We start from the raw sequence: 20,427 nt of genomic DNA on the forward strand, positions 1-20,427 counted from the left end.
GAGCGGCTTTTTTTGTCGTGGCCAAGGCCGACCGCTACAGCGGCGACCTGCTTTGACTGGAGGTCTTGAGCGGGAGCACCAGCGCACCCTCAGGAAAGCGGTTGCTCATGAAGTCCACGAAGGCCTTCACCTTCGGGCTGGCCAGGCGCCGGGAGGTGTGCAGCACCCACAACTCGACCTCCTTGCCGTCCAGGCTGCCCCACTGCACCAGCTCGCCGTCATCGACCTGCTGCCCGACGATGGACCGCGGCACCAGCGCGGCGCCGGCGCCTGCCAGCGCGGCGTCCCGCAGCATCAGCATCGACGAGAGCCTGAGCACCGGGATGGGCTCGATCAGCAGACGGCCCTCATCGACAGACCAGGTCTCGCCTTCCCGATAGGCGCTGACGACGGCGGGCACGCGCACGGCCGCAGCGCCAGGCGCGGGCCTGGCGATGGACGGCGCGGCGACGACCACGAGGCGGTCCTTCGCAAAACAGCGGCCCACCAGCGCCGTGTCCACCCGCGGGTTGGGGCGGATGGCGACGTCGAACTGCTCGTCGACGAGATCCACCACGCGGTCTTCCGCCACCACCTCCAGAGTGACGTCGGGATAGAGCCCGCGGAACTCCGCGCACAGCCGCCCCATCGCCAGCTGTGAAAACAGGATGGGTGCCGCCACGCGCAGGCGCCCGGCCACCTTGCCGCTGCCTTCCCGCGCCGCGCCGATCGCATCGGCCACCTCGTGCATGGGCCCTTCGGTACGGCTGAGCAGCAGCTGGCCGGCCTCGGTCAGCTCCAGTCCCTTGCCGCCGCGCTCGATGAGGCGCACGCCCAGTTGCTCCTCCAGGTCCGCCACGCGCCTGGACAGCGTGGCCTTGGAGCGCCGGCTGGCCCGGCTGGCTCGGCCAAAGCCACCGTGCGTGGCCACGAGGTTGAAGTCGGTCAGGGCGTTCAGGTCCATATCGTCTCAATTCGAATACACATTGTCCTGATTTTGGCGTCTGTGTTTATGGATTGCAACGGCCTATCTTTCGTCCAAGCCAGCGAAACAAATCGCCTGGCCCTGGTCCTTCTCCTTAATCAGCTTTCAAGAGAGTCCATCATGAGCATCCTCGTCATCGGTTCCACCGGCACCGTCGGTTCCCTCGTCGTCCAAGGCCTGGCCAAGCAAGGCGCCCAGGTCAAGGCGATGGTCCGCCGCACCGGCACCCTGTCCCTGCCCGCCGGCGTCGACGGCGTCGTCGCCGACCTCGGCGACGTGAACTCCCTGCGCCTGGCGATGAGCGGCGTGCGCACGCTGTTCCTGCTGAACGCCCTCGCCCCCGACGAGGTCACGCAGTCGCTGCAGGCCCTCAGCGTCGCGCGCGAAGCGGGCATTCAGCGCATCGTCTATCTGTCGGTCATCCACGCCGACCTCTACACCGATGTGCCCCACTTCACCGGCAAGCACACCGTGGAGCGCATGATCGACAGCCTGGATCTGCCGGCGACCATCCTGCGCCCGGCCTATTTCATGCAGAACGATGCCGCCATCCAGTCCGTCATCGAAGGCTACGGCGTCTTCCCCATGCCCATCGGCGCCAAGGGCTGCGCGATGGTGGACGTGCGCGACATCGCCGACATCGCCGTGGCCGAGCTGCTGCGTCGCGACCGGTCGCCGGAACCCCTGCCCCGCCTGACGCTGGAAGTGGCCGGCAACGAGGTCTTCACCGGCGAGGCGGCTGCCGCCGTCTGGGCCCAGGCGCTGAATCGCGAGATCCGCTACGGCGGCGACGACGTGCAGGCCTTCGAGGCGCAACTGGCCGCGCAGCACGTGCCCGCCTGGATGGCCTACGACCTGCGCCTGATGATGAGCCGCATTCAGCAGCTCGGGCAGATTCCGGCCGCCGGCGCGACCCGCACACTGGAGAAGATGCTCGGCCGCCCGCTGCGGACCTACCAGGCCTTTGTGGCCGAGCGGGTGGCGACCTAAGGCTTGCTAGCCAGGGCGACGCCGGCCAGCACCAGCAGGCTGCCGGCCACGAAACTGGGCGACAACGCCTCGCCCAGCAACCAGACACCCAGCAGCACGCCAAACAGTGGCGTCATAAAGGTGAAGGCGCCCAGGCGCGAGGCTAGGTAGCGACGCAGCAACCAGAACCAGGCCAGGAAGCTGGCGAAGGACACGACCAGGCTCTGGAAGGCGAGGTGGGCCCAGATGGCGGCAGTCGGCTCGAAGCGCCACTGACCCGTCGCCCAGGCACCCGGCAGCAGCAGCACGAAGGCGCCGAGCAGCTGGTAGCACAGCGTCTCGGTCGCCGGTGCGGCGGCCAAGCGCGTACACCGGATGGTGACCGTCGTAGCGCCCATGGCCAGGCCGGCCAGCACCGCGAGCAGATCTCCCAGCAGCGCAGAGCCGTCAGGGGCCAGACCACCGCGCAGGAAAGCCAGCGCGATGCCTCCGAATGCCAGGCCTATGCCCGCCCAGCGACGCCGGTCGAGGCGCTCGGCCGGCAGCCGCCAATGCAGGCCCAGGGCCGTGAACAGCGGCGAGGTGTAGAGGAAGACGACGACGTGGGAAGCCTGGGTCAACTGCAGCGCCAGGGCCACGAGCAGGAATTCCAGCGCGAACAGCGAGCCCGCCGCGGCGCCGGCTGCCCAGCGGCGGCGATCCAGCGCCTCGCCGCGCCAGCGCATCAGACCGGCGAGCAGCAACAGGGCGATGCCGGAGCGCAGGCCGATCATCAGCATCGGGCCGGCCTGCGCCGTCACCGCCTTCAGCGACACCTGCTGCAGGCCCCAGAGACAGCACAGCAGGAGCATGACGCCGCCGGCGCGGGCGTCGAGCGGGCCGGCCGTGATGCCGGGCGGCCGGGCAAGCTTGGCGGGTAATGCGGTTGGGGCGGGATTGAGGTACTTCATGGCCGCCAATGTGCCGGTCGGCCGCGAATCCGAAAAGCACATAATTCGCTTCCAAATCATCCGTTTTTCGAATTCATGCGCGATCTGCAGATCGACTGGCTGAAATGCTTTGTGGCCACCGTCGATGCTGGCTCCCTGTCCAGCGCCGCGGCCGAGATCCACCGCTCGCAGTCGGCCGTCAGCATGCAGCTCAAGAAGCTGGAGGCGGCCGTCGGCCACCGCCTGCTTCGGCGCGATGCGCGCCAGTTGGAACTGACGCATGAGGGCCAGACCCTGCTGGGCTATGCGCGACGCATACTGGACCTTCAGGCCGAGGCCCAGGCGGCGCTGCGCGAGGACGATGTCTCAGGTGTCGTGCGCCTGGGCGTACCGGATGACTACGCTCGCAGATACCTGACACCGGTCCTCAAGCGCTTTGCGCCGCGCCATGGCGGCGTTGAGATTCAGCTGGACTGCGAGCAGTCGACCTCGCTGATCCCGCGCGTGGCGCGTGGCGATCTCGACCTGGCCCTGGTTTCGCGCGACCACGCACGGCGCGGCACCCTGCTCTTCCACGAGCCCATGGTCTGGGTCGGCTCCCCGCAGTTTGACATCTGGCGGCGCGACCCGCTGCCCATTGCAGTCTACGAGGAGGCCAGCCTGGGCCGGCGCAGCGCCATCAACGCCCTCGCCCTGCAGGGCCGGCCCTACAAGATCGTCTACAACAGCTCCAGCCTGGCAGGGCAGATCGCAGCCGTCGAGAGCGGCCTGGCCGTGGCCGTGCTGACGCAGTGCAGCGCGCCGCCGCATCTGCAACTTCTGGGCGCCGAACAGGGCCTGGGACCGCTGGAGCCGATGCAGGTAGCCGTCTACCGCAGCAAGACGTCCAAGGGCAACAAGGCGGTGGACAGCCTGCGGCGGATGCTGATCGAGACGCTCAGGGTGTCGGGCTGACACGCACCATCATCACGCCGTGCGGCTTCACGCTCCCGCCGAACTCGCCCGAGACGCCGCGGGTCTTCTTGCCCGACCACAGGTCGTGGACCTCGGCCTTGATGCGCGGCGCGAGGTCCAGCTGCTCCCACGTCACCTTGATGTCGACTGCCGTTTCGCCGCGGTTGAACAGCACGGCCGCACGTTCGCCACCGGCCAGCGTGCGGACCCAGACTTCCAGGTTGCCCTGGCGCCAGACGCGCCGGCCCTGCCGGCCAAGCGCGTCTTGGTCGACCTTGATGACCTCGGCGTTGGTGAGGATGCGGCGCGTGTCGGCGTCCATCTTCGCCATGTCATTGCCCGCCACCAGCGGCGCAGCCAGCATGGCCCAGATCGAGAAATGGCTCTCGTACTCGGTCGTCGTCATGCCGCCGTTGCCGACCTCCAGCATGTCGGGGTCGTTCCAGCCATTGGGCGCGGCGTCGGCCCACAGGTCGGCATTCATGTCGATGATGTCCAGCAGGCCGTGCGACCACTCCTTCTTGCCCTTCCAGGCGTCCCAGATGTCGCCCGTGGTGCGCCACAGATGGCCGACGGGATGGGCCCAGCGGCCCGGCTGGCTGCCGCCCCATTCGCAGATGGACAGCACGATGTCACGGCCCGATTCGCGCAGCGCCTTGGCCATGATGGTGTAGGCCGCTTCGGGGGTGCGCGGGCCGGTGTAGCACCAGTCGTATTTCAGCCAGTCCACGCCCCACTTCGCATACTGGCGCGCATCCTGGAACTCGTGGCCGGCGCTGCCGGGGCGGCCACCGCAGGTTGCGGCGCCGGCATCGGAATAGAGGCCGAACTTCAGGCCCTTGGAATGAACGTAGTCGGCCAGTGCCTTGATGCCCGATGGGAAGCGCTCGGGGTCGGCCTGGATGTTGCCGTCCGCGTCGCGGCTCTTCTGCCAGCAGTCGTCGATGACGATGTAGCGGTAGCCCGCGTCTTTCATGCCGGAGGCGACCATCGCGTCGGCCTGCTGGCGGATCAGCGTCTCGCTGACGTTGCAGGCGAACTTGTTCCAGGAGTTCCAGCCCATCGGCGGCGTGGGCGCGAGATTGGGCTTGGGGGCGTCGAGCTTGAGCGTCTCGTGCGGGGCGGCCTGGGCGCCGGCAATGAAGACGCAGGTCGACAGGGCCAGCAAAGCGCGGCCGAGCCAGGTTGAAGTCATGGGGAAAACTCCGAAAAAAGTCAGACGGTGCCGCGGCGCGCTTCCAGCTCGGCGCGGATCTCGTTCATGCGCCGCTCGGTCAGGAAGTAGCGGGACACGATGTAGAGGGCGATAAGCAGCCCGAGGATGGGAATGCCCGACAGGGCGACCCGGATCATGAACAGCGCATCCTCGCCCTGCACCGGCAGCTTAGCGTTGAAGCCGGTGAACATCAGCACCCAGCCGGAGGCGCCGTTGCCCAAGGCGAGGCCGACCTTGGAGATCCAGGAGCCGCAGGCGGCGAACGAACCCTCGCGGCGCTGTCGGCTGCCGAGCTCGTCATGGTCGATGACGTCGGCCATCGCCGAGCCGTAGATCGTCCAGAACCCGGCACCGACGAAGGCCACGCCGCCGCTGGCAAACAACTGCAGCCAGGGCAGCTGCGGGTTGTAGAAGAACCAGTCGCCGACGAAGGCGAGGATGCCCAGCACCAGCACCGTCATCAGCGCATTGCGCTTGCCCCAGTGCCTGGCCACCCACCCGGCGAAGGCGATGCCAACGAGGCCGCAGACCAGACCGGCGATGCCCATCATCGAGTTCCACTTGGTGGCCTCAACGACGTTGCCGGCGCAGACGTAGTAGACGGTGGCGTAGTAGCCCAGCATGCCCACCATGGAGGTGGCCATGTTGTAGGCCATCATCGTGCCCAGCATCTGGCGGAAGGGCTTGTTCTTCAGTGTGCGGTACAGGGTGTCCTTGAAGGGCACGCGCTGCCGGGTCTGCGCCACGACCTTCTGGTAGTAGCGTTCGCGGGTCAGCAGGAAAATGGCGATGGAGACCACCACCATGATGCCGCCGAGGATGCTGGTGTAGACCTGGGCACCCAGCAGGATGTCGGGCTTGCCCGACGCATCGTTGAAGACGGCCAGCGTCGTGAACTGGGCCGCCACGAACATCGCCAGCTCGGGGAGCTTCTGGATCGCGTTCTTCCACGACATCACGCGCGTGCGCTCGTGGTAGTCGGGCGTCATCTCCGCACCCAGGCTGTTCCAGGGCATGTTGAAGCAGCTCATGACCGGCACGTACAGGCAGGTCGAGACCAGCATGAAGATGAAGTATTCGTTGTCGCTCCAGCCGCGGCCGACGGCGAACATCAGCGGCAGGCCGATGCCGGCGAGGATGCCGCCCACCAGGATGAAGGGGCGGCGGCGCCCCCAGCGCGTGCGGGCGTTGTCGGAGAGCCAGCCGAACAGCGTGTCCGAAACGGCATCGACCGCGATCTTCAGGAAGATGACCGTGGAGATCAGCCCCGGCGCCACGCCGAGGAAGATGTTGAAGACGTGGAAGGCCAGCGACTGGTAGAGCCAGTGGCCCCACATGTCCAGGAAGGAGCCCAGGCCGAAGCCGATCTTCTGCCGCGCGGGCACGCGGTCGGCCGCAAGTGTTGGCGCTGGCGGCACGGAGGCGGTCGGGCGCTGCACGGGCGGCATGGCGGCCCCTTCGGGATCGGCGATCAAGACTGTCTCCTTCGCCTGGCGCTGAGCGAGGCGGTATTTTTAGTAAACAGTCCTATTTTCGTTCGTTGATCGCACGAACGAAAGGCGGTGCAACTACCTAGGCAGCCACCTAGACAGCTGCGGTCTTGCGCCTGGCCTTGCGCGGCGCGGCCTCAGCTTCAGGCGCCGCGACGAAACGGGAACTCTCGCGCACGACCAGCTCCACCGGCAGCGACGCGTCATTGGGTGCGACATCGCCTTCGATGAGGGCGCGTGCGGCGACGTTGCCAAGTGCTTCCTTGTCCATCTTCACAGTGGACAGGGGCGGCTTGTTGCGGGCAGCCTCCTCGATGTCGTCGTAGCCGATGAAGCGGATGTCCTCGGGGACCCGCAGGCCACGCTCAAGGCAGACCTCGATGGCGAACATGGCCGTCGAGTCGTTGTAGGCAAAGACCGCGTCCGGGGGGTTGGGCAGGGCCAGCAGGCGGCTCATCGCATCACGGCCGGCGTCGCCGTATTCCAGCGCAGGGTCCAGCGTGACTTCGTAGTCGGGGTCGAACAGGCGGCCGGCCTCGAACAAGGCACGGCGGAAGCCCTTGGCGCGCAGCGACGTCGAGTAATGCGCCAGCGGCCCGAAGATGGCGGCGATGCGCTGGGAACTGCCTTCCAGCAGGTGGCGCGTCGCCAGCCAGGCGCCGAGCTGGTTGTCGTCATTGACGCAACGCACGCCCGGGTAGAAGTGGTCCACGAGCACCAGCGGCAGTTCGCAGCGGCGAATGGATTCCATGGCCTCGGGGTCGAAATAGCCGGCACCCAGCAGCGCCTCGGCCTCATGGCGGCGTACCTGGCCGGCCACGTCGTCACCTGCCAGCACCGACATGATGCTCAGCGGCACGCCGGCCTCGCGGCAGGCCGTCTCGGCGCCGTGCAGCACATAGGAATAGAAGGGGTTGTTGGCCAGCGAGCCGAGGCTGCGGCTGTACAGGAAGAGCATGCGGCGTGGCTTGCCGGTGCGCAGCTTGCCGACGTCATAACCCATCTGCTGGGCCACGCCGAGCACCTGGGCGCGAGTCTGCTCCGACAGGCCGGGCTGGCCCTTCAGCGCGCGCGACACCGTGCCGATGGACACGCCCGCGGCCTCGGCCAATTCGCGAATCGTCACTCCCTTGTCGGCCATCACCCGAGCTCCCGCTGTTGTTTAGCACGTCGCATCGGGCGCGATTGTGCATCGGCACCCCAGCGGCCCCGGGTACACCCTGTACCGGGGGCAAAACCTAGGCTGGACATTGTTCACTAAACAATCGCTGTTGCATAGAATATTTCCGAACCACCGACGAAGCGCGCCAAGCGCCGCCGCCATGCTCCCCTGCCCCATCGCCGTCCTCGGCGAAGCCCTGGTCGACGAATTCCATGACGGACCCGTCGCGGGTGGCGCGCCCTTCAACGTGGCGCGCTCGCTCGCCGCCATGGGCGCGCCGGCCCTGTTCATCAGCCGCATTGGCGCGGACGATGACAACGGCCGCCTCGTGCTCGACAGTGCGCGCCGCTACGGCCTGGACAGCGCCGGCGTGCAGCGCGACCCGCAGCACGCCACCGGCCGCGTCAGCGTGCACGAGGACGCCGGAGGCCACCACTTCGAGATTCATGGCGACGCCGCCTGGGACCATATCGACGCCGCGGCCGCCCGCCCTCACCTCGCTGAAACGGCGCCAGCGTGGCTCTACTTCGGCAGCCTGGCCCAACGCCAGCCCGCCTCGCGCGCGGCCCTGCGCGCCCTCCTCAAGCCTTTCACCGGCACGCGCTTCCTGGACTTGAACCTGCGGGCCGGCACTGAAACCCGACTGCTGGCCGCCGAGTCGCTGATGCTGGCCGATTGGGTCAAGGTCAACGACGAGGAACTGGCCCAGCTGGCCGGCTGGTTCGATGCCGCCGCGCCCGACGACGCCGGCCGCGCCAGCGCATTGATGGCACGCTTTGCGCTGCAACGCCTGGTGCTGACCTGCGGCGCCAGCGGCTGGCGCTTCTACGCGCCGGGCGGCGTGCTGCTGGCGCAGGGGGCTGGCGTCATCCAGCCGTGCATGGTCGACACCGTCGGCGCCGGCGATGCCTTCACGGCCCTGCTGCTGGCCGGCCTGTCGCTGGGCCGTGACCTGCCCGCCACGCTGGCCCTGGCCAATCGCTACGCCTCCTTCATCTGCGGCGTGCGCGGCCCGCTGCCCGCCGAACCCCTTGCCCTGCAACCCTGGCGCACCGCCCTGCATGCGCTGCCGACCTCTGCCTGAACGACTGCCCGACATGGACCTGACTCCGCCTCCCACCTCCCTGGCCGACCTCGTCGCGCCGCCCGCCGGCTCGGCCATGCGCCGCCCCGGCTTCATCTTCGGCGCCGGCACCTCGTCGTACCAGATCGAAGGCGCCGCGCATGACGACGGCCGCCTCGAATCCATCTGGGACCGCTTTTGCGCGACTCCCGGCAAGGTGCTGCGCGGCGAGAACGGCGACGTGGCCTGCGACCACTACCACCGCTTTGAAGAAGACCTGGACATCCTGCAGCGCCTGGGTGTGGACGCCTACCGCTTCTCCATCGCCTGGCCGCGCGTGATGGACGAGGCCGGCCGCCCAAATGCGAAGGGCATCGACTTCTACAAGCGCCTGCTCGACGGCCTGGCCAAGCGTGGCATCCGCGCCTTCGTCACGCTGTATCACTGGGACCTGCCCCAGCACCTCGAAGACCGCGGCGGCTGGCTGAACCGCGAAACGGCCTACCGCTTTGCCGACTACGCCGAGCTGATGAGCCGCGAACTCGGTGGCGGCCGCGTGGCGGCCTGGACGACGCACAACGAGCCCTGGTGCTCAGCCTATCTTGGCTATGGCGACGGGCACCACGCGCCCGGCCTCAAGTCCAACCGCTGGGCCGCCCAGGCCATGCACCATCTGCTGCTGGGACACGGCCTGGCGCTGCCCATCCTGCGCGCCAACGACCCAGCGGCCTTGCACGGCATTGTCGCCAACTGCGCGCCGGGCTATGCCGACACGGATACAGCCGAAGACCGCGACGCCGCTTCGCTGTTCGAGACCTACCAGAACCGCTGGGTGCTGGACCCGCTGCTCAAGGGCGAATACCCGGCCGACCTGTGGCGGCTGTGGAAGGGCTGCGAGCCCCTGGTGCTGCCCGGCGACATGGACCTCATCAAGCAGCCCATCGACTACCTGGGCATCAACTTCTACAGCCGCGCCGTGCTGCGCTCCAAGGGCCCCGACACCATCGACTGGGTGCGCCACCCCGAGGTCGAGCGCACGACGATGGACTGGGAGGTCTACCCGCAAGGCCTGCAGGACCTGTTCGAAGCCTTCAAGCGCGACTACGCCAATCTGCCGCCCCTCTACATCACCGAAAACGGCATGTCGAGCGACGACATGGTCAGCGCCGGTGACGTCGACGACCTGCAACGCCAGGCCTACATCAAGCAGCATTTCGCGGCATGCTCGCGGGCCATGGACAACGGCGTGGACGTGCGCGGCTATTTCATCTGGTCGCTGCTGGACAACTTCGAATGGGCCTTCGGCTACGAGCGCCGCTTCGGCCTCGTGCACGTGGACTTCGAGACGCAGCAGCGCACGCTCAAGCGCAGTGCGCTGGCCTATGCGGACTTCCTGAAGGAGCGCGCCGCGGCGCGTTGAGCATGGGCATCCGGCGCGTCGTCATCCTCGGCGGCGGCTCCGCCGGCTGGATGTCGGCCGCCGCGCTGACGACGGGGCTGCGCGGCGTCGCCGTTGAGCTGGTCGAGTCCGAGGAGATCGGCATCATCGGCGTCGGCGAGGCCACTTTTCCGTCGATCCGCAGCTTCAACGACATCCTCGGCATTGACGAGGCCGAGTTTCTCGCCGCCACGCGAGGCAGCTACAAGCTCGGCATCCAGTTCTGCGACTGGAAGCAGCGCGGCGAGCACTACTTCCACACCTTCGGTGACTTCGGCCCACTGGACGGCCCGATGGCGTTGTGGGGCCAACTGCGCCGCCTGCAGACAGGCCCCGGCACGCCGCTGGGCGAGTTCTGCCTGCCGACGGTGATGGCGCGCCAAGGCCGATTCTGCAGGCCTGCAGAAGGCGAGGACAGCCTGGCCTCGCGCTACACCTACGCCTACCACTTCGACGCGACGCTCTACGCCGCCTTCCTGCGCCGCCTGGCCGAAGGTCGCGGCGCGAGGCGTACCGAAGGCCGCGTCGTCAGCGTGGACCGTCACGAGGATGGCCGTGTGCGTGCGCTGCGCCTGGCCGACGGGCGCCAGGTCGAGGGCGATCTCTTCATCGACTGCTCGGGCCTGGCGTCCCTGCTGATCGGCCAGACGCTCGAGCAGCGTTTCATTGACTACGGCCACTGGCTGCCAGTGGACCGCGCCTGGGCCGTGCCCACCGAGCGCGCACCGGGCGATCTCGCGCCCTTCACGCGCTCGACGGCGCTGGAGGCCGGCTGGGCCTGGCGCATCCCGCTGCAGGACCGCACCGGCAACGGCCATGTGTTCAGCAGCCGCTTCATCGACGAGGGACGGGCGCGCGAACAGCTGCTGGCCCAGCTCGACGCGCCGATGCTGGCCGAGCCGCGGCTGCTGCGCTTTCGCACCGGCCACCGCGAGCGCTTCTGGGTCAAGAACGTCGTCGCCATCGGCCTGGCCGCCGGCTTCCTGGAGCCGCTGGAGTCCACCGCCATCTACATGGTGCACAACGCGCTGGGCCGCCTCATCCCGTTGCTCGGCGAGGCCGATCACACACAGGCCGCGGTCGGCTTCAACGTGCAGCAGCTGCGCCAGTACCAGCGCATCCGCGACTTCATCATCCTGCACTACGCCCTGAGCGAGCGCCGCGACAGCGAGTTCTGGCGCACGCTGACGAGCATGGAGCTGCCCGAGTCGCTGGACTACAAGCTGCATGCCTGGCGCGAGACCGGCACCCTGCATGCCTACGACAACGAGGCCTTCGACACGGCGAGCTGGCTGGCCATCCACGCCGGCATGGGCGACTGGCCGCGGCGCCGCAGCCCTTGGCCGGACGAGATGCCGGCTGAGTTGGCAGCCCGCTATCTCACTGAGCGCCATCAGGCCATTGCCGCGCTGGCCGCCGGCATGCCTGACCACGACAGCTTTCTGCGTGCACGCTTGAGCGGTGCTGCGGGATAGCGCCCATGCTCAGAGCCGAAGCCCCTACCTAGACTGGCGCGATGGAAAACCTGAACAAGCCGCTGCGGCGGGTCGTGATCGTCGGCGGTGGCGCCGCCGGCTGGATGTCGGCCGCCGCATTGAGTGCGGTGCTCAAGCCCCCGTATGAAATCCGCCTCGTCGAATCCGACGAAATCGGCATCATCGGCGTGGGCGAAGCGACCATCCCGCCGATCCGCATGTTCAACGGCCTGGCCAAGATCGACGAGGCGGAGTTCCTCAAAGCCACGCAAGGCACGTTCAAGCTCGGCATCGAATTCGTCAACTGGGGCCGCCAGGGCGAGCGCTATTTCCACGGCTTCGGCGGCGTCGGCCGCGAGGCGCTGTGGCCGGTGGACTTCTCGCAATACTGGCTGCGCCTGCGCGCGCTGGGCCGCGCGCTGCCGCTGGACGCCTACGTCATCTCCAACATGGCGGCCAAGGCGAATCGCTTCATGCTGCCGCGGCCGGATATGCAGAACTCGCCGATGGCCGCACTCGGCTATGCCTATCACTTCGACGCGTCGCTGTACGCGAAGCACCTGCGTGCCCTGAGCGAGCAGCGCGGCGTGCGCCGCACCGAAGGCAAGGTCGTGCGCGTGCTGCTCAATGAAGAACCGGGGCCAGCCGAAGGCCATGTCCGCGCCGTGCAGATGCAAAGCGGCGAACTGGTGGAAGGCGATCTCTTCCTCGATTGCTCGGGTTTCGCGGGCCTGCTGATCGAGAAGGCCCTCGGCACCGGCTTCGAGGACTGGAGCCACTGGTTGCCCTGCGACCGCGCCGTGGCGGTGCCCAGCGAGAGCACGAGCCCGCTGCTGCCCTATACGCGTTCGACCGCGCACCGGGCCGGCTGGCAATGGCGCATTCCGTTGCAGCACCGCGTCGGCAACGGCCATGTCTATTCCAGCAGCCATGTCAGCGACGACGAGGCGGCCGGCGTGCTGCTGAAGAATCTCGACGGCCAGCCGCTCGCCGACCCGCGGCTCATCAAGTTCCGCACCGGCATGCGTGAGGAGGCGTGGCGGCGCAATGTGGTTGCCATCGGCATGTCGGCCGGCTTCGTCGAGCCGCTGGAGTCGACGGCCCTGCACCTGATCCAGATGGGCGTGGCCAAGCTCATCGAGGCCTTCCCCCACAGTGGCTTCGACGCCCTGGAGATCGCCGAGTACAACCGCCAGAGCCGCGAGCGCTACGAATACGTGCGCGACTTCATCGTGCTGCACTATCACCTGAACCAGCGCGACGACAGCGAGTTCTGGAAGGCCTGCGCGGCCATGGCCATTCCCGAGGCCCTGCGCTGGCGCATGGCGCTGTATGCCTCCAGCGGCCGCCTGGCCAATGTCGACGGCGACCTGTTCCGCGAGCCGAGTTGGCTGGAGGTCATGGAAGGCCAGAACCTGCGCCCCAAGGGCTGGCTGGCGCTCGCCGAGCTGCAGGGCGTGGAGGAGACGGTGGCCTACTTCAAGGGCGTGTCCGACACGATCGCGCAATGCGTGGCCGTGATGCCGGAGCACGCGGAGTTCGTGCGGCGCTACTGTCCGGCGATGCCAGTCTGATCACGCGAAACGGCTGAGCGAGGTGGAACTGCTCTCCGTCTCGCCCGACGCGATCGACGCCCACCCGCTGATCCGCGAGTACTTCGCGGCGCAGCTGAAGCGGTAGCAGCCCGAGGCGTTCCAGGCGGCCCACTCGCGGCTGTTCGACTATCTGTGCGAGAACACGCCGCACCGCCCGGACGGCCTCGACGGACTGGCCCCGCTCTACGAAGCGCCACCCACGGCTGCCGCGCCGGACGACAGCAAGAGGCGTTTAGGTCGGAGCGACGGGCCTTGCGTCGAGGACCTGGTCCGCAAGTTCCGGAAGTGACGGCCGAACGGCGGGTTGCCTGAACCCGCCATGTCGGCCTACGCTTTCGCATCCAGCCAACCGCTTCACTTCGGATCGAAAGCCATGACCTCACTGCCGTCCCGCCGCCGATTCACCGCTGCGCTGCTGCTTGGCAGCCTGGCAGGTGGCTGCGCTGCCGCCGGCGAGTCGGTGAGCATCCCGCCGCCGGCCCAGGATCCGGCACCCACGGCAACCGGCCTGCAGACCGCGGTGTTCGCCGGTGGTTGCTTCTGGGGCGTGCAGGGTGTGTTCCAGCATGTGCAGGGCGTGCAGCAGGCCGTCTCAGGCTACGCGGGTGGCACGGCGAGCACGGCTAACTACAAGCAGGTCACCAGCGGCCGCACCGGCCATGCAGAGGCGGTCGAGGTGACGTTCGACCCATCGCAGGTCAGCTACGGCGCCTTGCTGCAGGTCTTCTTCTCCGTGGCACACAACCCGACGCAGCTGAACCACCAGGGACCGGACATCGGCCGCCAATACCGCTCGGCCCTGTTTCCCGCCGACGCGGCGCAGCGCGAGACGGCCCAGGCTTACATCGCGCAATTGGACGCGACAGGGCTCTACGGCAAGCCCATCGTGACCAAGGTGGAGAACAGGGGCAACTTCTATCCCGCCGAGAAATTCCATCAGGACTACTTGGTCGACAACCCGCGAGACCCCTACATCGTGTTCCACGACCTGCCCAAGATCGCGGCGCTGAAGCGGCTTTTCGGCGAACGGTTCAGAAGCGAGCCCATGCTGGTGAAGCAGGCGCGTTGATCCTGGCCCAGTGGCCGACGCGCATAAAAAAAGCACCGCGGAGCCAACCGCGGTGCCGGGTCTTGCGAGTGGCGGGCGGGCCGGGCGGCCCGCCCTTCATCAAGCTCAGAAGCTGTACTGCATGCTGACGCGATAGCCGCGGCCCGACGTGAAGTAGTTGTGGCCGATCATGCCGATGTGCTGCTGCATGATCTGCTTGTACGTCTTGTTCGTCAGGTTGGTGGCATCGACACCCAGGGACAGATCGTTGCCGATCTTCAGGTGCAGACCTGCGTCGACCTGTCCATAGCCGTCAGCCCAAAGCGGCAGGCCCACGGGCAGGTTGTGCTGACCAAAGTTGGCGCTCGCCGGGTTGGTGTCCAGCGCATTGGTCTGGTTGGGGCCGGTGTTGTCGGAGTTCAGCGCCACGCCGTAGAGGTATCTGCCGCGGTAGTTGTAGGCAATGCGGGCAGAGACCGGACCACGGTCGTAGAGCAGCGCGATGTTGAAGGTGTTCTTCGACAGGTTGTCCAGCGGCATGTCGCCAAAGGAACGACCATCGGTGTCACAACCGTTGATGTACAGGTTCAGGTTGTCCTGGCCTGCACCGGGCGAGCAATAGCCCGTGTACACCGCGTTGTAGCGCTTCACCTTGCTGTCCACGTAGGTGTAGTTCGCCTGCAGGCCGATGCCCTGCAGCAGCGAGGGCAGCCCCTCGAAGTACTGCTGGTAGGCCACTTCGAAGCCCCGCGCATAACCCTTGGCGCCGTTGACCGGGCCATTCAGCACGAAGTTGACCGGCTTGCCGTTGGCGTCGTTGACCGTGCGGTTGAAGGCCTGGTTGACGATGATGTCCTTGAGGTTCTTGTTGAAGACGGCGGCAGTCACGGAGCCGTTCTTCGCGAAGTACCACTCGGCCGTCACGTCTTCCTGGTCGGAGCGGATGGGCTTGAGCTCGGGGTTGCCGCTGGCCGTGCCGGTCAGGTTGATCTTCTTGACGTTGGGCGGCACGCTTTGCGCATCGACCTCGATGGTTTGCGACATCGACAGGAAACCCTGCATCTGGCTGAACTGCGGGCGCGCCAGGGCTTTGGACGCGGCAAAGCGGAACTGCAGCGCGCCGTCCGCCGTGGCCTTCCACTTCAGGTTCAGGCTGGGCAGGTAGTCCGTGAAGCTCTGGTTGAAGTTCTGCTCCTTGGCGAACGGCGTCAGCTGCGGCACGGCCAAGCCAACCGCCCCGGGCGGTGCGGCCTGCGTGGTCAGGATGGTGTAGCCGTCGGCCTGGTTCTTGGTGTGGACTGCGCGCAGGCCGACGTTGCCGTCGATGGGCAGGCCCACCTCATCGAAGGAGAAGCGCAGCTGTGCATACCCCGCCGTGGTGGTCTCGGCCTGGGTGTTGCGGCCGGCCGGGTCGGTGCCGAAGGAAGTAGGAGCCCACTTGCCGCCGCCCTGGATGCTGTTGGCCTGCTGCGGGCAGCCCGCACCATCCCAGCCCGGCTTGAAGTTCGTGCACTCGTTCAGGTAGAGCTGGTGCAGCTTGTTGTAGCTGTTGGGCCAGTCGAAGGCCACCGAAGCCGCCGGGAAATACAGCGACGGGAGGTTGGCCTTGCCGCCGCCCATGAAGTCGGCGTAGTTGTTCTTGTAGGTGGGGATATCCGGCGCCTTGGTGATGTAGGCCAGGTCGCCGATGTTCCAGCCCACCTGCCAGGCGTGGGTGATGGTCGCCCAGTTGTAGCTCGGGTTGCTGTTGATGGTCTCGGCGTCGCGCTTGGCGATGCGCACGCCCACGCGCAGGTCGTTGAGGATCTTGTTGTCGTGGAAGACCCAGCGCGCATCACCCTTCCAGGCTTTTTGCGTGCCCTTGCCCTTGTCCAGGTGGTCCATCATCATCGCCCAGTAGTACTTGCTGGGGTCGTTGAGGACGGCCATGTCACTGGCGTCGAACACCAGGCGCGGCATCGAGCCGGTGTAGTCCACGGTCTCCTTGGGCAGGGCCACAGCGGTGCCTACCGTGGAGTCGAAGTTGTTGGTCTTGGAGCGGATGTACTGGAAGTCAGACGTCAGCGTCAGCTGCTCGTTGACCTTGCCGGAAATCTTCCAGGCCAGTTCATCGGTCTGCGAGTTGCGCTTGGAGTAGCGCGTCTGGTTCTCGACTTCGATGCCGGTGTAGTTGCCGTTGGCGTCCTTCTTGCCGGTCAGCACGCCCTTGGTCATCACGCCGTTGGCGTCGTAGGTGCCGTCCAGCACCTCGACGTTGTAGGGGTCGACCTGGGCGCTGACGTTGTTCTCGTTCCAGTTGAACTTGAACTTGGAACGGAAGAAGGTCAGCGAGGACTCGACGTCGTCCTTCTTCCATTGCAGCGCGCCGTAGATGCCGTCGCGCGTGCGGTCGTAGAACTGCTGCTTCCACGACATGTCGCGGGAGAACCAGGTCGGGCTGGTCGGCGTGGCCTTGTAGAACGGGTCCAGCACCAGGCCGTCCGTGCGGTTGGAACTGAGCGAATGCGCCACGTCGATCAGCGCGCCGAACTTGCCCGCGTCGGTGTTCCAGGTGTTGGACAGCAGGCCCGAGACGCTGGGCTTGTTCTTCTTGGCCAGGCTGTTGCGCGAGACGTCGAGCGAAATCGAGCCCTTGAAGCCGGGAAAGTCGAAGGGCAGGGCCGTGCGCAGGTTCACCAGGCCGCCGATGGCGCCCTCGATCTGCTCGGCCGAGGGGTTCTTGTAGACGTCCACGCCGGCCATCAGCTCGGGCGGCACGTCCTCGAAGCCCAGCGTGCGGCCCTGGTTGGCGCTGAAGGTTTCGCGGCCGTTCAGCGTCGAGCTGACATAGGTCAGGCCGCGGATGTTGACGCCCGACCCTTCGACCGAGAAGTGCACCGGGTCGTTGGACGACGACACCCGCGACATCGTGGCCCCCACGATGCGCTGCAGCACCTCGGACACCGAGCGGTCGGGCAGCTTGCCGATCTCGTCGGCGACGACCGAGTCGACGATCTCGTCTGATTCCTGTTTGAGTTTCTGCGCCGACGCAAGCGCGGCGCGGCGCCCGGAAACAATGACGGTCTCCAGGGCCTGAGGCGCCTTGTCAGCCGCGGGTGCTGCCGCCGGAGCTGGCGCGGGCGTGTTCTGCGCCAGCGCCGGTGTGGCTGCCCAAACCAGCGCCTGTACGGCCGCCAGGGACAGCGTTGTCCTCTTGAAATGTCTCATCCTCTTTGCTCCTCTTCGGTGGGAAACACTCAGCCCTTGCGGGCCTCGTGCCGGTCCTGCTGGTTTCTATGCCGCAGGTATTTGGTAACGCTAACAATGTCCAAGTAATCGGACATCCGGACTACTAGGGATAGGGGATATACGCATGGCTCCTGCATTCAACCCTCCTTTCTCCGCAGATGGATGTGCTGTGCTGGCAGCTCGAGTGCCACGGTTTCCAGGGATTCTGGTAGCGCTATCCTCGAGCCAACGAGGCGCTCGGCGCCAGGCACCAGATCGATGAAGTTGTCCGCCAGATCCAGGCCCGGGTGCTGGAGCCAAAGGCCTTTGACCGGTCGATCGCAGCTCAGTCGCAAGGCCTGGCCCTCGGCCTGGATGGCGATGCGCGCGCCGGCCAGGCGGTAGAACTTGAAGGGTTCGGTCCAGGCGCAATCCCGCGCGAGCTCGCGGCCGTCCGCATCGAAGGCGCACAACTCGGCGACGACCGGCTCGTCAAAGCCCGGCAGAGGCTGGGTCGTCTCGACGCTGGTCGACGCTGGAACCGCTTGCAAGACGCGGGTGCTGGCGAGCTGGCGTCCATCCATCGCGAACAGGCGCAGCTGCAACGCCAGTTCACAGGCCTGAGCCTCGCCGTTCATGACGGACAGCCGCGCCTGCCCTGCCTCCAGCCGCACGGCTACGGCCAGCGGCGCCAGGGCGCGGCGCACGGCATGCCAGGCCGGCTTGACCGTGCCCGAAGAGTCGATGAGGGCCCAGCTCGTCACAGGCCAGCAATCGTTGAGCTGCCAGACCAGGGCACCGCCCACGGCGCGCGCGCCGGGCCGCTGCCAGCGGCGGCGGAAGTCCTGGTAGGCCACCCGCATGGCCTCGGCCTGCACGAACTGCGTCGCGTAGACGTGATCCGCCAGCGTGCCGCCCACGCGCAGGTTGTCGGCCAGATAGACCGACAGGCGCCGATGCCCGTCCGGCCCCGCCGCCGAGCCGGCCTTGTTGTGCCACTGCACCGTGCGGCTCTCGGGGAAGCGCTCGGCTTTGGGCAGCACCGATTCGAACAAGGCCAGCGAGGGATGCGACTGCATGCCGAATTCGCTGACGAAGCGCGCCTGCACGTCGCCATAGCGTTGGTAGGGCAGCATCTGCTGGTGCCAGACCTCCCAGCTGTGGCGGTCGCCCACGGTCGCGTCGGAGGACTTGGCGCCGTCGCCTGGGGTGAAAGGGCTGCCCGGCCAGTAGGTGGTGTCCGGGTCCAGTGCCGCGCAGATCTCGGGCAGCAGGCCCTCGTAGATCGCCCGCGCCTCGAAGCGTTCGGCCGGCACGCCCGGGCCGGCCAGGCCGACGGACTCGGCCAGCATGTAGTCCTCGTTGTTGCCGCACCAGAGCGCCATGCAGGCGTGGTGGCGCAGACGCTTCACGGCGCCCTCAGCCTCCGCACGCACGCTGGCGAGGTAGTCGGCGTTGGCGGGGTAGAGACCACAGGCGAACATGAAGTCCTGCCAGACCAGCAGGCCGAGCTCGTCGCAGGCCTCATAGAAAGCCTCGTGCTCATAGATGCCGCCGCCCCAGACGCGCAGCATGTTCATGTTGGCCGCCGCCGCCTGGGCCACGCGCTCGCGGTAGCGCGCCGGCGTGATGCGCTCCAGCAGGTTGTCGTCGGGAATCCAGTTCGCGCCACCGGCAAAGAAGGCCTGGCCGTTGACCTCGAAATGGAAGCTGCTGCCCGCCTCGCCTTCGACGGGGACCTGCACAAGGCGCAGCGTGCGCAGGCCGATGCGGCGGCTGTCCTGCGCCACGACCTGATCGCCGTCCAGCAAGTGGGCCACCAGCGTGTACAGCGGTTGCCCGCCCAGGCCGCGGGGCCACCAGAGCTGGGCCTCGCTGACATTCAGCGTCGCACACGCTGCATCGGCTGGCACGACCTGGCGGGTCACGCTGCGGCCGTCGGCGTCCAGCAGCTCGAAGGCGCAGCGCAAGCCGGCGGCACCGGCGGGCCGCGCCGAGACCTGCAGCGTCGCGCGTCGCCCAGCCACATCCACGTCGCTGCGGCAGTGCAAGTCGTCGATGCGCGCCGACCAGCTGTGCCGGCGCACCGCGCGCCAAGGGCCGCTGACGAGGAGCTCGGGACCCCAGTCCCAGCCAAAGTGGTACTGCGCCTTGCGGGCATGCAGACGGGCGCTGTCGCCGTTCCAAAGCTGACGCTTGCCATGCACGGCCTCGACCTCGCGGGCACGCCCCAGCGGCGGCTCGAAGCACAGCAGCAGTTCGTTGCGCCCGGGCTGCAGGCGGCGGCGCACATCGACCCGGCGCGGCACGAACATGTTGTCCGATGCCAGCAGCTTCTCGCCGTTGAGCCAGACGCTGCAATAGGTGTCCAGGCCCTCGAAGACCAGGTCCTCGTGGTCGGCCAGTGCGCCGGCCTCGAAGCCCAGCCGCCAGGCCCAGCGGCGCTCGCCGACCCAGCGCACCTCGGCCTCGTTCATGCCGTAGAAGGGATCGGGAATGCGCCCGGCCGCCAGCAACGCGCCATGGGCCGTGCCGGGCACAGTGGCCGGCAGCCAGGCATCAGCGGGCAGGGCCGACAGCGCCGGCCCGCCAAGGCCCTCGGGCGCCTCGGCCAGCAGCCAGCCGTCATGCAGATCGATCAGTCGTTCAGGGCTCACGTGTCGGAGTCGTTGCGGTTGCGTTGCACACCAGCCCGCGGCGGGAGACCCCGAGCCGAACGGCACGCTTCGCCGTTCAGCCTCTGCGCCGCGCCTCAACGCGGCCGCGGCTTGTCTCCTGCTTCGCCACAAGCAAAGCTAAACATTGTTCTGTTGCGCATTCTGTTTCTCTACGACAACGCTAGCACTCGGGGATATTCCTGATGTTTTCTGGAAGAGACAGTCAACACAGCCGCTCAACTGCCGCACATAATCCGGTC

At 67.3% G+C, this 20,427-nt stretch carries 14 protein-coding genes; 7 read left to right on the forward strand and 7 right to left on the reverse strand.

Annotated elements, in window-relative coordinates:
- Window positions 1–34: 34 nt before the first annotated feature.
- Window positions 35–943 carry a LysR family transcriptional regulator gene (locus tag ACXJLH_RS16605; RefSeq protein WP_457445344.1) on the reverse strand — a complete coding sequence of 303 codons (909 nt, stop codon included), beginning with the start codon at window positions 941–943 and terminating at the stop codon, window positions 35–37.
- 141 nt (window positions 944–1,084) lie between these two features.
- Here ACXJLH_RS16605 and ACXJLH_RS16610 point away from each other — a divergent pair, with 141 nt between their 5' ends.
- Window positions 1,085–1,954 (forward strand): SDR family oxidoreductase, encoded by an 870-nt coding sequence (locus ACXJLH_RS16610; protein ID WP_457445346.1) that lies wholly within the window; start codon window positions 1,085–1,087, stop codon window positions 1,952–1,954.
- Here ACXJLH_RS16610 and ACXJLH_RS16615 read toward each other — a convergent pair.
- A complete protein-coding gene (locus ACXJLH_RS16615; protein ID WP_457445599.1) occupies window positions 1,951–2,784 on the reverse strand; it encodes a DMT family transporter in 834 nt (277 codons plus the stop codon). The genes ACXJLH_RS16610 and ACXJLH_RS16615 overlap by 4 nt on opposite strands.
- A 174-nt stretch (window positions 2,785–2,958) precedes the next feature.
- Here ACXJLH_RS16615 and ACXJLH_RS16620 point away from each other — a divergent pair, with 174 nt between their 5' ends.
- Window positions 2,959–3,816, forward strand: coding sequence for a LysR family transcriptional regulator (locus tag ACXJLH_RS16620; protein ID WP_056203856.1), 858 nt, complete (start codon window positions 2,959–2,961; stop codon window positions 3,814–3,816).
- On the opposite strand, the gene ACXJLH_RS16625 is transcribed toward ACXJLH_RS16620, so the two are convergent.
- The 3 genes from ACXJLH_RS16625 to ACXJLH_RS16635 all read right to left on the reverse strand — a co-directional run bounded on the left by ACXJLH_RS16625 (window position 3,800) and on the right by ACXJLH_RS16635 (window position 7,663).
- Window positions 3,800–5,011, reverse strand: coding sequence for a glycoside hydrolase family 27 protein (locus ACXJLH_RS16625; RefSeq protein ID WP_457445348.1), 1,212 nt, complete (start codon window positions 5,009–5,011; stop codon window positions 3,800–3,802). The two genes, ACXJLH_RS16620 and ACXJLH_RS16625, sit on opposite strands and share 17 nt — an antisense overlap.
- A gap of 20 nt (window positions 5,012–5,031) precedes the next feature.
- Window positions 5,032–6,507, reverse strand: coding sequence for an MFS transporter (locus ACXJLH_RS16630; protein ID WP_157282095.1), 1,476 nt, complete (start codon window positions 6,505–6,507; stop codon window positions 5,032–5,034).
- Window positions 6,508–6,616: 109 nt separating this feature from the next.
- A complete protein-coding gene (locus tag ACXJLH_RS16635) occupies window positions 6,617–7,663 on the reverse strand; it encodes a LacI family DNA-binding transcriptional regulator (RefSeq protein ID WP_457445350.1) in 1,047 nt (348 codons plus the stop codon).
- Between the two features lie 181 nt (window positions 7,664–7,844).
- Between ACXJLH_RS16635 and ACXJLH_RS16640 the strand changes: the two genes are divergently transcribed.
- From ACXJLH_RS16640 to msrA, 5 genes are all read left to right on the forward strand, one after another.
- The gene (locus ACXJLH_RS16640; protein WP_457445351.1) at window positions 7,845–8,768 is read left to right on the forward strand and encodes a PfkB family carbohydrate kinase; all 924 of its coding nucleotides are present in this window, start codon (window positions 7,845–7,847) and stop codon (window positions 8,766–8,768) included.
- Window positions 8,769–8,781: 13 nt separating this feature from the next.
- Window positions 8,782–10,167, forward strand: a complete 1,386-nt coding sequence (locus ACXJLH_RS16645; protein WP_457445353.1) for a GH1 family beta-glucosidase — start codon at window positions 8,782–8,784, stop codon at window positions 10,165–10,167.
- Window positions 10,168–10,169: 2 nt separating this feature from the next.
- Entirely contained in the window at window positions 10,170–11,660 is a 1,491-nt protein-coding gene (locus ACXJLH_RS16650; RefSeq protein ID WP_457445355.1) for a tryptophan halogenase family protein, read from the forward strand.
- A gap of 41 nt (window positions 11,661–11,701) precedes the next feature.
- Window positions 11,702–13,234 (forward strand): tryptophan halogenase family protein, encoded by a 1,533-nt coding sequence (locus tag ACXJLH_RS16655; protein WP_457445357.1) that lies wholly within the window; start codon window positions 11,702–11,704, stop codon window positions 13,232–13,234.
- Window positions 13,235–13,628: 394 nt separating this feature from the next.
- Window positions 13,629–14,324 carry a peptide-methionine (S)-S-oxide reductase MsrA gene (msrA, locus tag ACXJLH_RS16660; protein WP_457390727.1) on the forward strand — a complete coding sequence of 232 codons (696 nt, stop codon included), beginning with the start codon at window positions 13,629–13,631 and terminating at the stop codon, window positions 14,322–14,324.
- 105 nt (window positions 14,325–14,429) lie between these two features.
- On the opposite strand, the gene ACXJLH_RS16665 is transcribed toward msrA, so the two are convergent.
- Together ACXJLH_RS16665 and ACXJLH_RS16670 are read right to left on the reverse strand one after the other, a co-directional pair.
- Window positions 14,430–17,510 (reverse strand): TonB-dependent receptor, encoded by a 3,081-nt coding sequence (locus tag ACXJLH_RS16665; protein WP_056203880.1) that lies wholly within the window; start codon window positions 17,508–17,510, stop codon window positions 14,430–14,432.
- Between the two features lie 158 nt (window positions 17,511–17,668).
- Window positions 17,669–20,167 carry a glycosyl hydrolase 2 galactose-binding domain-containing protein gene (locus ACXJLH_RS16670; RefSeq protein WP_457445359.1) on the reverse strand — a complete coding sequence of 833 codons (2,499 nt, stop codon included), beginning with the start codon at window positions 20,165–20,167 and terminating at the stop codon, window positions 17,669–17,671.
- Between the last annotated feature and the right edge of the window lie 260 nt (window positions 20,168–20,427).

The organism is Roseateles sp. P5_E4 (genome assembly GCF_054049255.1).